The organism is Bacillus sp. 41-22 (assembly GCF_025809295.1).
Lineage (GTDB): Bacteria > Bacillota > Bacilli > Bacillales > Bacillaceae_G > Bacillus_A > Bacillus_A mycoides.
In genome coordinates this window covers 3,680,715-3,695,244 of sequence record NZ_CP084035.1, presented here as the reverse complement: position 1 = coordinate 3,695,244, position 14,530 = coordinate 3,680,715, and the positions used below count along the sequence as shown (strand labels likewise).

Genomic DNA, 14,530 nt, shown 5'->3' with positions numbered 1-14,530 from the left:
GAGTATGAGCAATCGAAAAGTTCCGTTACGAAAATGTATTGCGACGCAAGAGATGAAATCAAAACGAGAGCTAGTTCGCATTGTTCGTTCCAAAGAGGGCGAAGTGTCTATTGATTTATCAGGAAAAAAATCAGGACGAGGTGCATATTTATCAAAAGATAAAGAAAGCATTATTCAAGCCCAAAAGAAAAACATTTTGGAACATCATCTAAAAGCGAAAATCGACAGTTCTCTGTACGAAGAGCTTCTTGAGCTTGTTGAGAAGGAGTCGAAATAAGTGTCTGATTGGAAATCATTTTTAGGACTAGCAAACCGCGCTCGAAAAATTATTTCGGGTGAAGAACTCGTTTTAAAAGAAGTACGAAGTGGCAAAGCAAAGCTAGTATTGCTTTCTGAAGATGCGTCAGCGAACACTACAAAACGTATCATTGATAAAACCACGTACTACAACATACCAATGAGAAAAGTCGAAAATCGACAACAATTAGGGCATGCGATTGGGAGAGACGAGCGAGTCGTTGTAGCTGTTTTAGATGAAGGCTTTGCGAAAAAGCTACGTAGCATGCTCGATACAAATTACCGGGGGTGAAGGTATGAGTAAAATTCGAGTACATGAATATGCAAAAAAAAATAATATCTCAAGTAAAGATCTTATGACAAAACTAAAAGAGATGAATATCGAGGTTTCGAATCATATGACAATGTTAGAAGATGAAGTAGTAAACAAATTAGATAATCAATATAGCGCTGGAGCGGAAAAACCTTCTGTTGCAGATGAGTTTGAAGTAGAAGAGAAAGTTGTTCGCAGTAAAAAGAACAGCAATAAGAATAAGAAAAAAGGCAAAGCAAATGAAGATAAACGTCAAGATAACTTTGCTGGAAGACAACAAACACCAATAGTAGAAACACCAGATAAAATCACTTTCTCTGGAAGCCTTACAGTAGGTGACCTTGCTAAAAAGTTAAGCAAAGAGCCATCTGAAATTATTAAAAAGCTCTTCATGCTAGGAATTATGGCGACAATTAACCAAGACTTAGATAAAGATACAATTGAGTTAATTGCTACTGATTACGGTATTGAAGTAGAAGAAGAAGTAGTTGTAAGTGAAACTGAATTTGAAACATTCATCGATGAGCAAGATGATGAAGAAAACTTAAAAGAACGTCCAGCTGTTGTTACAATTATGGGACACGTTGACCATGGTAAAACAACATTGCTTGACTCTATCCGTAATTCAAAAGTAACTGCTGGCGAAGCTGGTGGAATTACTCAGCATATCGGTGCATACCAAGTTGATGTAAATGATAAGAAAATTACGTTCTTAGATACACCAGGTCACGCGGCATTTACAACAATGCGTGCTCGTGGTGCACAAGTAACAGATATTACAATTCTTGTTGTTGCAGCTGATGACGGTGTTATGCCACAAACAGTTGAAGCGATTAGCCATGCGAAAGCAGCTGGAGTACCAATTATTGTTGCTGTGAATAAAATGGATAAACCAGCGGCAAATCCTGATCGTGTAATGCAAGAATTAACAGAATATGAATTAGTTCCAGAAGCTTGGGGCGGAGACACGATTTTCGTACCAATTTCTGCGATTCAAGGCGAGGGAATTGACAACTTACTAGAAATGATCCTTCTTGTGAGTGAAGTAGAAGAATATAAAGCAAATCCAAATCGCTATGCAGCTGGTACTGTAATTGAAGCCCAGCTTGATAAAGGTAAAGGAACTATCGCGACATTACTTGTTCAAAATGGTACACTTCGAGTTGGAGATCCAATTGTTGTTGGAACATCATTCGGTCGTGTTCGTGCAATGGTAAGTGATATTGGTCGTCGTGTAAAAGTTGCTGGTCCATCAACTCCTGTTGAAATTACAGGTTTAAATGAAGTGCCACAAGCGGGAGATCGTTTCATGGCATTCGCTGATGAGAAGAAAGCTCGTCAAATCGGTGAATCACGTGCACAAGAAGCATTAGTTGCACAACGTGGTGAGAAATCTAAATTCAGCCTGGAAGATTTATTCCAACAAATCCAAGAGGGCGATGTAAAAGAAATTAACTTAATTGTGAAAGCAGACGTACAAGGTTCTGTAGAAGCAATGGCAGCATCACTTCGTAAAATTGATGTTGAAGGCGTAAAAGTGAAAATTATCCATACAGGCGTAGGTGCGATTACAGAATCTGATATTATTTTAGCTTCTGCATCTAATGCAATTGTAATTGGATTTAACGTACGCCCTGATGTGAATGCGAAGCGTACAGCTGAATTAGAGAAAGTTGATGTTCGTTTACACCGTATTATCTATAAAGTAATCGAAGAAATTGAATCAGCAATGCAAGGTATGCTGGATCCAGAATTCGAAGAAAAAGTAATCGGTCAAGCGGAAGTTCGTCAAACATTCAAAGTAACAAAAGTTGGAACAATCGCAGGTTGTTACGTAATAGACGGTAAAATTACACGTGATAGTGGCGTTCGTATTATCCGTGATGGCGTAGTAGTCTTCGAAGGAAAACTTGATACGTTAAAACGTTTCAAAGACGATGTAAAAGAAGTTGCACAAAACTATGAGTGTGGTATTACAATTGAGAGATATAATGATCTTAAAGAAGGGGACATCATTGAAGCATACGTTATGGAAGAAGTGAAGCGATGATTATCGCTTCACTCTCATTCGAGTGTATGATTTACGATGTGCATTCTTTAAAAGAGAAACGAGCAATTTTGCAACGTGTGTTAACTCGTGTGAAACAGCGCTATAATGTAGCTGTTTCTGAAGTTGGGCATCAAGATGTATGGCAACGTACAGAAATTGCAATTGTTTCCGTATCCTCAAATCGTGTTGTCTGTGAAAAAGAAATGAATCGTGTACTTGAGTATATCGATTCATTTCCTGAAATTGAACGTACGATAACACATTTGGAATGGTATTGAATGAGGTGAAGAGTTATGAAATTACGTGCGAACCGTGTGGGCGAGCAAATGAAAAAAGAATTAGGCGACATTATCAGTCGTAAAATTAAAGACCCACGTATTGGATTTGTTACAGTAACAGATGTACAAGTGAGTGGAGATTTACAAATTGCTAAAGTATACATTTCTGTTTTAGGTGACGAAGAACAGAAAGAAAATACATTAAAAGGTTTAGCGAAGGCAAAAGGCTTTATTCGTTCAGAAATTGGCCAACGTATTCGTCTTCGTAAAACACCAGAAATTACCTTTGAGTTTGATGAGTCTATCGGATATGGTCATCGAATTGATACACTTTTACATGAAATTAATAAAGACGGTAAACGTGAAGAATAATGGATAGACATTTGTCTATCCATTTTTTCAATGTAAAATAAGTTTTGCATAATTGCAATTACTACAAAAGAATAATGATGAGGTGAGTATATGGAAGGTGTAGTATTATTACATAAGCCAAAGGGAATGACATCACATGATTGTGTGTTCAAATTAAGAAAGATATTGCGTGAGAAACGAATTGGTCATACAGGGACACTGGATCCAGATGTAACAGGAGTATTACCTATTTGCGTTGGGCGTGCAACAAAAATTGCGCAATTTTTAACAAGTGAAACAAAAACATACGAAGGTGAAGTGACATTAGGATTTTCAACAACAACAGAAGATGCTTCTGGTGAAGTTGTGGAGAAACAAGATGTAAATCGTGTCATTACACGTAAAGAAGTAGAAGAGGTACTAGCGGAATTAACAGGGACAATTGAACAAATGCCGCCGATGTTCTCAGCTGTAAAAGTTAACGGAAAAAAACTATACGAATATGCAAGGGCAGGACAAGAAGTTGAACGTCCAGTTCGTACAATTACAATTCATGAATTTGTATTACTTGATGAACGTGAAGTTTTTGAAGGGGAAAATATTTCATTTCGTTTCCGTGTAACGTGTAGTAAAGGAACATATGTAAGAACACTAGCAGTAATGATAGGTGAAAAACTTGGATTTCCATCACATATGTCTCACCTTGTAAGAACAGCATCTGGTGAATTTTTACTAGAAGATTGCATATCATTTGAAGAAATTGAAGAAAACGTGCAAAATGGAACAGTAGAGTCTATTTTCATCTCAATTGATGAGGCGCTAAGTAAGTTTCCAAAAATGGTTGTAGATGAAAAGCAAGCTGAAAAAATAAAGAACGGTATGTTCTTAAACAATGAATTAGAAACAGCAGCACCATTTATTACAGTATTTGATAAAAATGATCGTTGCTTAGCAATTTATGAGCATCACCCAAAACACCCTGGAATGCTAAAGCCAATGAAAGTACTTGTGAATAATCAAGAACTAAAGCTATAATGAATTATTGGAAGGATTATTACAGAAAAAGGTGAATTCAAGCGTGAAACTTATTCATTTAACTCATCCACATGAACAAAATAAAATAGAATTACCACCTACTGTAATGGCATTAGGATATTTTGATGGCATTCATTTAGGACATCAACGTGTGATTCGAACAGCGAAAAAAATAGCGGATGAAAGAGGATGTAAAAGTGCTGTCATGACGTTCCATCCACACCCATCTGTTGTATTAGGAAAAAAAGAAGCGCATGTGGAGTATATTACACCGATGCGCCTTAAAGAAGAAATCATCGCAAGTTTAGGGATTGATATCTTATATGTGGTGAAATTCGATGAGCCATTTGCTGGATTATTACCACAGCAGTTTGTCGATGAGTATATTATTGGTTTAAATGTAAAGCATGTAGTAGCAGGCTTTGATTATTCATATGGACGTTTAGGAAAAGGGAAGATGGAGACTTTACCATTTCATGCAAGAGGGGAGTTTACACAGACCGTGATCGAAAAAGTTGAATATCAAGAAGAAAAAGTAAGTTCTACTTCATTACGAAAGTTAATTCGAAACGGTGAAATGGAACAAATTCCATCTATTTTAGGGAGAGCTTACACGGTAGAAGGAACAGTTGTACACGGTGATAAGCGTGGACGTCAAATTGGTTTCCCAACTGCAAATGTAGGTTTAAGTGATGAATATTTGTTGCCACCTGTAGGTGTATATGCGGTAAGATTGAAGGTTCATGATGAATGGCATGATGGTGTATGTAATATCGGATATAAACCAACTTTCAAAGAGAATGAGCGTCAATTATCTATTGAAGTGCATCTATTTGAATTTAATAAAGACATATACGATCAAAGTGTTACAGTGGAATGGCACATGCGTATAAGAGAAGAAAAAAAGTTTAATGGAATTGATGAGTTAGTTGCTCAAATCGCTCAAGATAAAAAGGTTGCCCAAGAATATTTTGCGAGCGTAAAGAATATACTTGCTTTTTCAAATGAAAAGTAGTATTCTATGTTATGTACTTTATGACAACCATTACTTGGCATTGCGACTCACCGATGCTTGCTAGGTAACTGGGGGTTTAATTATTAGGAGGTGAAATAGGATGGCTTTAACACAAGAGCGTAAAAATGAAATCATTGCACAATTTAGAACTCATGAGACTGATACTGGTTCTCCAGAGGTTCAAATTGCTGTCCTAACGGAGCAAATTAACACTCTAAACGAGCACTTACGTACTCACAAGAAGGATCATCATTCACGTCGTGGTCTATTAAAGATGGTTGGTAAACGTCGTAACTTACTTACTTACCTTCGTAATAGCGATATCACACGTTACCGTGAATTAATCACAAAGCTTGGCTTACGTCGATAGTCAAAGAAGCGGGAATATTCCCGCTTTTTTGTTAGGTAAAAATATATCTTCTACTCTTTATAGCTTACTTAATTTTCGGCAATACTAGAGGAAAGAATATTGTGATATACTATCCATTTACATAGAAGAATTGAATATTTTAAATTGAGAGGGGTACTTAAATGAGTCAGGAAAAGCAAGTCTTCTCGATAGATTTAGCTGGTCGTCAGCTAACAATTGAAACAAGTCAGCTTGCAAAACAAGCAAACGGAGCAGTATTAGTAAGATACGGCGACACAGCAGTTCTATCTACAGCAACTGCATCAAAAGAGCCAAAAAATGTAGATTTCTTCCCGCTTACAGTAAACTATGAAGAGCGTTTATATGCAGTTGGAAAAATCCCAGGCGGTTTTATTAAGCGCGAAGGCCGTCCAAGTGAAAAAGCAATTTTAGCAAGTCGTTTAATTGACCGTCCAATCCGTCCACTTTTCGCAGATGGTTTCCGTAATGAAGTACAAGTTGTCAGCATCGTAATGAGTGTTGATCAAGACTGTTCTTCTGAAATGGCAGCTATGCTTGGTTCTTCATTAGCATTATCTATTTCAGATATTCCATTTGAAGGTCCAATCGCAGGTGCGACAGTTGGTCGTATTAATGGCGAGTTCGTTATTAATCCAACAGTAGAACAGCAAGAACAAAGTGATATGCACCTTGTTGTAGCTGGTACGAAAGATGCAATTAACATGGTTGAAGCAGGAGCGGATCAAGTACCTGAAGAAACAATGTTAGAAGCAATTATGTTTGGACACGATGAAATTAAACGTCTAATTGCATTCCAAGAAGAGATTGTACAAGCTGTCGGTAAAGAGAAAACAGCAGTGAAACTTTATGAAGTGGATGCTGATTTGAACCAAGCTGTACGTGAAATGGCTGAGACAGATATGCATTCTGCAATTCAAGTGCACGAAAAACATGCACGTGAAGATGCAATTAGCGTAGTGAAAAAGCGTGTAATTGAGCATTACGAAGCTGAGGAAGCTGATGCTGATACATTAGGACAAGTAAGTGAGATTTTATATAAAATTGTAAAAGAAGAAGTACGTCGTCTTATTACAGTTGAAAAAATCCGCCCAGATGGTCGTAAAGGTGACGAAATTCGTCCTTTAGCATCAGAGGTTGGCATTTTATCTCGTACACATGGTTCTGGTCTATTCACACGTGGACAAACGCAAGCATTAAGTATTTGTACATTAGGTGCATTAGGCGATGTGCAAATTTTAGATGGTCTAGGTGTAGAAGAGTCAAAACGCTTTATGCACCATTATAATTTCCCTTCATTTAGTGTTGGTGAAACAAGACCAATGCGTGGACCAGGTCGTCGTGAAATTGGTCACGGAGCACTAGGAGAACGTGCTCTTGAACCTGTACTTCCATCTGAAAAGGATTTCCCATATACAGTTCGTCTTGTATCTGAAGTATTAGAGTCAAATGGTTCTACTTCACAAGCGAGTATTTGCGGTAGTACATTAGCGATGATGGATGCGGGTGTACCACTTAAAGCACCAGTTGCTGGTATTGCAATGGGTCTAGTGAAATCTGGTGAGCATTATACAATTTTAACAGATATTCAAGGAATGGAAGACCATTTAGGTGATATGGACTTTAAAGTAGCAGGTACTGCAAAAGGTGTAACTGCACTACAAATGGACATTAAAATCGATGGTTTATCTCGTGAGATTTTAGAAGAAGCATTACAACAAGCGAAAGTTGGTCGTATGCACATTCTAAATCACATGTTATCTGTTATCGCTGAACCTCGCATTGAGTTATCTGCGTATGCTCCGAAGATTATTACAATGGCAATTAACCCAGATAAAATTCGTGATGTTATTGGACCAAGTGGTAAACAGATCAATAAAATCATTGAAGAAACTGGCGTTAAAATTGACATCGAGCAAGATGGTACAGTATTCATTTCATCAATTAATCAAGAGATGAATGAAAAAGCGAAGAAAATTATCGAAGATATCGTTCGCGAAGTACAAGTAGGCGAAATCTACTTAGGAAAAGTTAAACGCGTTGAAAAATTCGGTGCGTTCGTTGAATTATTTAGCGGTAAAGATGGACTTGTTCACATTTCTGAACTTGCACTTGAGCGTGTAGGTAAGGTAGAAGACGTTGTGAAAATCGGTGATGAGATTTCAGTTAAAGTTATCGAGATTGACAAACAAGGTCGTGTAAACTTATCTAGAAAAGTATTGCTAAAAGAAGAGCAAGAAAAAGAAGCAGCTAAAGAAGAAGCAGCTAAAGAAGAAAACGCACAAGAGCAACAATAAGTGAAAGCCAGTATAGCTGGCTTTTTTTGTTATGTAAAAAATGTGATTCATTTAGATTTTTATGTGAGTATAGGTATAGTTTTCATCATAACGCTCAAATTAACAAAGATAAGAAGAAAATGGTTTCTTTTTTATAGTTAATGGGAGGGTTTATATGAAAGCTCGTATATTAGCGTACATATTTATATTTTCTTTATATATGGGTTGTGGCTCTTATTCCGTTTTTGCGCAGGATAACTTGTATGAAGAGATTCAAAAGCATGTAAAACAGTACGAGATTATGCCGCAAAATGCGATGATTGATAAGATTTGGAAGGCGACGCCTGGGTATAATGGAAAACAAGTGGATATAGAAGCGTCCTATAATAATATGAAGAAAATCAAGAAGTTTGATCAAAAACAACTTGAATTTAAGGAAGTATCACCGAGTGTTCACTTAGAAGATTTACCACCAGCTCCCATTTATCGAGGACATCCAAATAAAAAGATGGTGGGATTAACAATTAATGTGGCCTGGGGTAATGAGTATTTGCCACGTATATTAGAGATATTGAAAAAACATGATGTGAAGGCGACTTTCTTTTTAGAAGGACGCTGGGTGAAAGAAAACTTACGATTTGCCAAAATGATTGTCGATGCAAATCAAGAAGTAGGAAATCATTCTTACACACACCCTAATATGAAAACGCTGTCTACAGATGAAATACGAGATCAATTACAAAAAACGAATCGAATGATAGAAGCAGCTACAAATCAGAAAGTGAGATGGTTTGCTCCGCCAAGTGGAAGCTTTCGGGATGAGGTAGTAAAAATAGCGGATGATTTCCAAATGGGGACGATTATGTGGACTGTAGATACAATTGATTGGAAGCGGCCAGAACCGGGTGTGCTATTGCAGAGAGTAATGCGAAAAATACATCCAGGTGCTATTGTGCTAATGCATCCTACTTCATCTACAACAGAAGCGCTAGATACTATGATTAAAAATTTAAAGGAACAAGGATATAAAGTGGGGAATATTACAGAATTACTAGATGAAAAACGTGTGGATTAAATACATTTGCATGACATTCATCTCTAAACTTGTTATCATTAAATAATAGCAATTATTTAGAGAAACTGGCATTAGGAGGAAAGTTTTTGATTAAAAAATATACGTGTAAAAATGGTGTAAGAATTGTTATGGAGAATATACCAACTGTACGCTCGGTTGCGATTGGTATATGGATCCACGCAGGTTCAAGAAATGAAAATGAAAAAAATAATGGGGTTTCGCACTTTTTGGAACATATGTTCTTTAAAGGGACAGAAACGCGAAGTGCAAGAGAGATTGCAGAATCATTTGATAGCATTGGTGGACAAGTAAATGCTTTTACTTCAAAAGAATATACATGTTACTATGCGAAAGTGCTAGATGAGCATGCTAAATATGCATTAGATGTTTTAGCAGATATGTTCTTTAATTCAACATTTGATGAGGAAGAACTGAAAAAAGAGAAGAATGTTGTATGTGAAGAAATAAAAATGTACGAAGATGCGCCAGATGATATTGTGCATGATATGTTAACGAAAGCAACATATGAAACGCATCCGCTTGGATATCCTATTTTAGGAACAGAAGAAACGCTTGAAACATTTACAGGTGATACGTTACGTCAATATATGAAAGATCATTACACACCTGAAAATGTTGTTGTATCAATTGCAGGGAATATTGATGAAGCATTTTTACAAACTGTAGAGCAATATTTCGGTAGTTACGAAGGGACAACAAATCGTGAACAAGTACATAGCCCAATTTTCCATTTCAATAAAGTAGCACGTAAGAAGGAAACAGAACAAGCTCATTTATGTTTAGGATATAAAGGCTTGCAAATGGGACACGAAGATATTTATAATTTAATTGTATTAAATAATGTTTTAGGCGGTAGTATGAGTAGCCGTTTATTCCAAGAAGTACGTGAGCAACGTGGATTGGCGTACTCAGTATTCTCTTATCACTCTTCTTATGAAGATACAGGAATGTTAACACTTTACGGTGGAACAGGTAGTAAACAATTAGATACACTGTATGAAACAATGCAAGAAACGTTAAATACGTTGAAAAATACAGGTATTACAGAAAAAGAGCTTGTTAATAGTAAAGAACAATTAAAAGGAAACTTAATGTTAAGTTTAGAAAGTACGAATAGTCGTATGAGCCGTAATGGTAAAAACGAATTGCTTCTTCGTAAACATCGTTCTCTTGATGAGATTATTGAAAGTGTAAACACTGTAACAAAGCAAAATGTAGACGAGTTAATTCGCAATATGTTTACCGATGAATTCTCTGCGGCACTTATTAGTCCAGATGGAAAACTGCCAAAAGGAATGAAACTTTAATCGATCTTGTAATTCATTCGCTTTCGGAAATAACCGTATCTCTTTTATATGAGATACGGTTATTTTTTTTATATATGCAGAATAGGTACTTATTATAGGATAACCTTCATAAAAAGTAGGATAGGGGGAGATTTAATGCGTTTAAGTGAATTAAGTGGCAAAGAGATTGTGGATTTAGAAAGAGCAGAAAAAATGGGAGTTTTAGGTCATGCAGATTTAGAAATTGATGAGAGAGATGGAAAAATACAAGCGCTTATTATACCTGCTGGGAAATGGGGAGGTTTTAAAAGAGAACAGCAAGAAGTGAGAGTAGAATGGAGCAAAATAAAGAAGGTTGGAAATGATATGATACTTTGCGATCTTACGAACCATTCAAGATCATAGTGAAAGATGACCATTTTGGTTGTCTTTTTTTTATCTTTATATAAAGAAGATAAATCACGTGTGCTTTTTGTTTTTCAATCACCTCAAACTCGTACATTACATATGATGTGGAGGAAAAAGAAAAAGTAGGCATTTTTCTTATAAATGAAAGAAAAAGAAGGTGAATTAGGGAATGTTGACTGAGATGCATATTGCTGTCATAGGAGGAGATGCACGGCAGCTAGAAGTAATTCGCAAGCTAGTCGAACTGGACGCGAAACTTTCATTAATAGGGTTTGAACAGTTAGATCATGGCTTCACAGGGGCAGCAAAGGAAAGTATACAAGATTTAAATTTCACTTCTTTAGATGCAATTATTTTGCCGGTTGCAGGGACGAATGCCAGAGGAGAAGTAGATACTATTTTTTCAAATGAGAAAGTTTCCATAACGAAAGAACAAATTGAAAAGACACCAGAAAACTTCACTATATATTCAGGTATTGGTACACCTTACTTGGAAAATCTCGTAGCTACTACAAATCGCAAACTTGTAAAATTATTTGATCGTGATGATGTTGCAATCTATAACTCTATTCCGACCGTAGAAGGTACACTAATGATGGTTATTCAACATACTGATTACACAATTCATGGATCAAATGTAATGGTTTTAGGATTTGGTAGAACTGGTATGAGTGTTGCAAGAGCCTTTCAATCATTAGGAGCACATGTCAAAGTTGGAGCGAGACGTTCGGAACATATTGCTCGTATTACAGAAATGATGTTTTCTCCTTTTCATATGCAAGACATAGAGAAAGAAGTAGGTAATATCGATATTGTTATTAATACAATTCCGCATCTCGTTGTGACAGCGAATGTTATTTCAAAAATGCCAGCTCATACGCTAGTTATTGATTTAGCTTCTAAGCCAGGTGGCACGGACTTTCGCTATGCGGAGAAGCGTGGAGTGAAGGCATTATTAGCACCTGGTCTTCCTGGGATTGTTGCACCGAAAACAGCAGGACAAATATTAGCGAATGTTCTTTCTCAGTTATTAATAGCGGATGCAATCGCAAAGGAGGATGATGAGAAATGAGTTTGAAGGGAAAACGAATTGGTTTCGGATTTACAGGGTCACATTGTACGTATGAAGAAGTTATGCCACATTTAGAGAAGTTAATTGCAGAAGGTGCAGAAGTACGTCCCGTTGTTTCTTATACTGTCCAATCAACAAATACTAGATTTGGCGAAGGGGAAGAATGGATTAAAAAGATCGAAGAAATAACCGGTTTTAAGGCAATTAATTCAATCGTTGGCGCAGAGCCACTAGGACCGAAAATTCCACTAGATTGCATGGTGATCGCACCACTAACAGGGAATTCGATGAGTAAATTTGCAAATGCAATGACAGACTCTCCAGTATTAATGGCAGCAAAAGCGACGCTTAGAAATGGGAAGCCTGTTGTGTTAGCTGTTTCGACGAATGATGCATTGGGGCTTAATGGAGTAAATCTAATTACACCAACAAGGTGACGACAAAGCGCGAATGCTTATATGTCGCCATCTTGAGGGAGCTTAGGGTAAAGCACAAGTTCGAAATCATCAAGCCTTTGCCATTTTTCTTTCTTATAAACAGCCTTTTCTAAAACTGATTTTAGGAGGCTGTTTTTCTTTTTTGGATCATCTGTTTTGGAGTACAGATCAAGAACATGCTCCACTTGAGGAATTGTATCTTTCTTCACTTTCTCCTTTTTTATTTCTGTTTTAATTTCTTTCTTTAAGTTTTCCATCGTTGAGGTGATTTCATTAATGCGATCAGAAACTACATTCGAACGTTCTAAAAACATATCGACAGTATAAACGCCACGCTCTAATAAATCATGCAAATTATTTTTTTGTTTTTGGACATCCACTAATTCTTTTTCAAGCTTTCGTAATGCAACTTCATTCATTTGAATAACTTGTGTTTCTTTCAATTTGTCATCTTGCTTATGTTTTTCAAAATCAGCTTTATAATTGACATACCATTCTTTTAAAGCCTCGAGTAATCGTTTTTCAATTAACTCAGTATAGCTTGATTTGTTTTCGCAGCCACGGTGTTTACAATCCATAGCTTCTTTTCTATTTTTCGGATAACGTTGGACCATACTGTAACCACATTTACCGCATTTAATAATACCAGCAAGTGGATTTTTAATTCCATTTGTATTGTAAGGAACATGATACCTTGAATTTAATTTATCTTGTACTTGTTCAAACAGACTTTCTGAGATAATTGGTTCATGTTTTCCATCAGCGATAATCCAATCTGATTTATCTTGCCTTGCACAACTACGCTTTACAGCATCAGGACGTTTCACTTCTTTTCGTTTTTGCCACGTTACTTTTCCGATGTATACATTGTTTTTTAATATATCTAAGATACTGTAGGGGTTCCATTCATTTCCTAACTTACTTTTGTAGCCAAGATCATTTAACTTGCTTCTGATTGCGTTAGCGCCCATATCCTCATTTGCATACCAATCAAATATCATTCTTACGACAGAAGCTTCTTCTGAATTAATCGTTAACGTACGCTCTCGCTTATTTAAACGGTGGATATCATAACCATAAGGCGCATGGGTACCGAGGTAATTACCAGCCTCTACACTTGCGATACGGCCGCGTTGCATACGGCGTGTAATAATCTTTAACTCCTTACGTGCCATAAACGCTTCAAATTCGCTGTATTCTTCGTCCCACTCATCATTAAGGTCATAAGTCTTCCTTGGTGTCATAATCTTCGTATTCGAGCGTTTAAACGTCTCTAAAATGATTCCTTGCTCTTTCATACCACCACGACCTAAACGGTCCATATCCATGCAAAGAACAGCATCATATTTGTTATCTTCAATTTCTTCAAGTAGCGCCAACATTTCAGGGCGTTTCACTAAGCTCTCACCAGAAACAATTTCCTCACGGACAGCTAAAATATTTAAGTTCATTTCCTTGGCAATTTTCAGCAGGGTAGAGCGGTGCTTTGCTAAAGTTTCGCCTTCACCGCGTGCTTCGGCTTCGAGGTCGGCACGTGATTTACGTAGGTAGATTGCGGTTTTCATAGGAATTCCTCCTCTTATTAATAACCATTATATAAAATTAATTCGAATAAATTATAAAAAATGTTAGAAGTATTTTACATAAAATAAGCTAAATGCTATGTATATTTTTTATTATGTAATTAAGCATATTTGCGGAAAAATAGTTTGTAGATGAGCAGCTAACAATTGATTTTCATAATGTAATAAGCGCTGTTTTGCCAGATGAAACGAAACATTGAAAGTTTTTGCGATGAAGTGTATTGATTCTTTTTGTGTTTCAGGAAAGTCTAATGTCCTTAACATAAAAGTCGGAATACAAAAATGTAGCATGAAATTCTTAGCTTTTGTTTCTTGATAATCTAAAAATAATTTTGACATATATAGTTGATTTCCTACATGGAATAGAACATGACAAAGTTCATGGCCAAAATCTTCCCATTGATAATAAGATGCATTTCGATTATCAATAATAATACTCGGTAAATCACCTCTATAAATAGCACGACTTCCCAGTGGGACAGAATGTAGCCAAATATTTAGCTTTTGAGCAATCAATGTCATATCAAGTTGTTCTGGAACAAAGATAGATAAGGAATGCAAAAGGTTCTCAATATAGTCTTCGATTTGTGTTGTGTAGTAGGGCTGTGTTTTATGCATATCATTTCACTCCATTGCTCAAATTAC

The 14,530-nt window shown here is 36.5% G+C and carries 15 protein-coding genes and 1 pseudogene; 14 read left to right on the top strand and 2 right to left on the bottom strand.

The window, feature by feature from the left end:
* Positions 1-4: 4 nt before the first annotated feature.
* The 14 genes and pseudogenes from rnpM to dpaB all read left to right on the top strand — a co-directional run.
* Positions 5-277, top strand: coding sequence for an RNase P modulator RnpM (gene rnpM / locus LCF45_RS18785; protein WP_002088161.1), 273 nt, complete (start codon positions 5-7; stop codon positions 275-277).
* A complete protein-coding gene (locus LCF45_RS18780; RefSeq protein WP_001286519.1) occupies positions 278-589 on the top strand; it encodes a YlxQ family RNA-binding protein in 312 nt (103 codons plus the stop codon). It abuts the gene before it with no gap.
* 4 nt (positions 590-593) lie between these two features.
* On the top strand, positions 594-2,660 hold the full coding sequence (gene infB / locus LCF45_RS18775) for a translation initiation factor IF-2 (RefSeq protein ID WP_002014558.1): 2,067 nt from the start codon (positions 594-596) through the stop codon (positions 2,658-2,660).
* Positions 2,657-2,938 carry a DUF503 domain-containing protein gene (locus LCF45_RS18770; protein WP_002088157.1) on the top strand — a complete coding sequence of 94 codons (282 nt, stop codon included), beginning with the start codon at positions 2,657-2,659 and terminating at the stop codon, positions 2,936-2,938. The genes infB and LCF45_RS18770 overlap by 4 nt, the downstream gene beginning before the upstream one ends.
* A 15-nt stretch (positions 2,939-2,953) precedes the next feature.
* Positions 2,954-3,310 carry a 30S ribosome-binding factor RbfA gene (gene rbfA, locus LCF45_RS18765; RefSeq protein ID WP_000776437.1) on the top strand — a complete coding sequence of 119 codons (357 nt, stop codon included), beginning with the start codon at positions 2,954-2,956 and terminating at the stop codon, positions 3,308-3,310.
* 90 nt (positions 3,311-3,400) lie between these two features.
* A complete protein-coding gene (gene truB, locus LCF45_RS18760; RefSeq protein WP_078206256.1) occupies positions 3,401-4,324 on the top strand; it encodes a tRNA pseudouridine(55) synthase TruB in 924 nt (307 codons plus the stop codon).
* A gap of 43 nt (positions 4,325-4,367) precedes the next feature.
* The gene (gene ribF, locus LCF45_RS18755; RefSeq protein ID WP_002128800.1) at positions 4,368-5,339 is read left to right on the top strand and encodes a bifunctional riboflavin kinase/FAD synthetase; all 972 of its coding nucleotides are present in this window, start codon (positions 4,368-4,370) and stop codon (positions 5,337-5,339) included.
* Between the two features lie 100 nt (positions 5,340-5,439).
* Positions 5,440-5,709 carry a 30S ribosomal protein S15 gene (rpsO, locus tag LCF45_RS18750; RefSeq protein ID WP_001229392.1) on the top strand — a complete coding sequence of 90 codons (270 nt, stop codon included), beginning with the start codon at positions 5,440-5,442 and terminating at the stop codon, positions 5,707-5,709.
* Positions 5,710-5,870: 161 nt separating this feature from the next.
* Entirely contained in the window at positions 5,871-8,024 is a 2,154-nt protein-coding gene (gene pnp, locus LCF45_RS18745) for a polyribonucleotide nucleotidyltransferase (RefSeq protein ID WP_002033682.1), read from the top strand.
* A gap of 154 nt (positions 8,025-8,178) precedes the next feature.
* On the top strand, positions 8,179-9,078 hold the full coding sequence (locus LCF45_RS18740) for a polysaccharide deacetylase family protein (protein WP_002128798.1): 900 nt from the start codon (positions 8,179-8,181) through the stop codon (positions 9,076-9,078).
* Between the two features lie 86 nt (positions 9,079-9,164).
* Entirely contained in the window at positions 9,165-10,406 is a 1,242-nt protein-coding gene (locus LCF45_RS18735) for a M16 family metallopeptidase (protein ID WP_002088150.1), read from the top strand.
* A 135-nt stretch (positions 10,407-10,541) separates the two neighbouring features.
* Positions 10,542-10,790, top strand: coding sequence for a YlmC/YmxH family sporulation protein (locus LCF45_RS18730; protein WP_002014571.1), 249 nt, complete (start codon positions 10,542-10,544; stop codon positions 10,788-10,790).
* Positions 10,791-10,962: 172 nt separating this feature from the next.
* Complete coding sequence (gene dpaA, locus LCF45_RS18725) at positions 10,963-11,865, top strand: dipicolinic acid synthetase subunit A (RefSeq protein ID WP_002128797.1); 903 nt, start codon at positions 10,963-10,965, stop codon at positions 11,863-11,865.
* Positions 11,862-12,287 (top strand): annotated as a pseudogene (gene dpaB, locus LCF45_RS18720) (dipicolinate synthase subunit B); the annotation flags it as partial. The gene dpaA and the pseudogene dpaB, both read left to right, overlap by 4 nt.
* 32 nt (positions 12,288-12,319) lie before the next feature.
* Here the strand turns inward: dpaB and LCF45_RS18715 are convergent.
* Positions 12,320-13,867, bottom strand: a complete 1,548-nt coding sequence (locus LCF45_RS18715) for a recombinase family protein (protein ID WP_263893181.1) — start codon at positions 13,865-13,867, stop codon at positions 12,320-12,322.
* Between the two features lie 111 nt (positions 13,868-13,978).
* Positions 13,979-14,503 (bottom strand): ImmA/IrrE family metallo-endopeptidase, encoded by a 525-nt coding sequence (locus tag LCF45_RS18710; protein WP_263893180.1) that lies wholly within the window; start codon positions 14,501-14,503, stop codon positions 13,979-13,981.
* Positions 14,504-14,530: the final 27 nt, after the last annotated feature.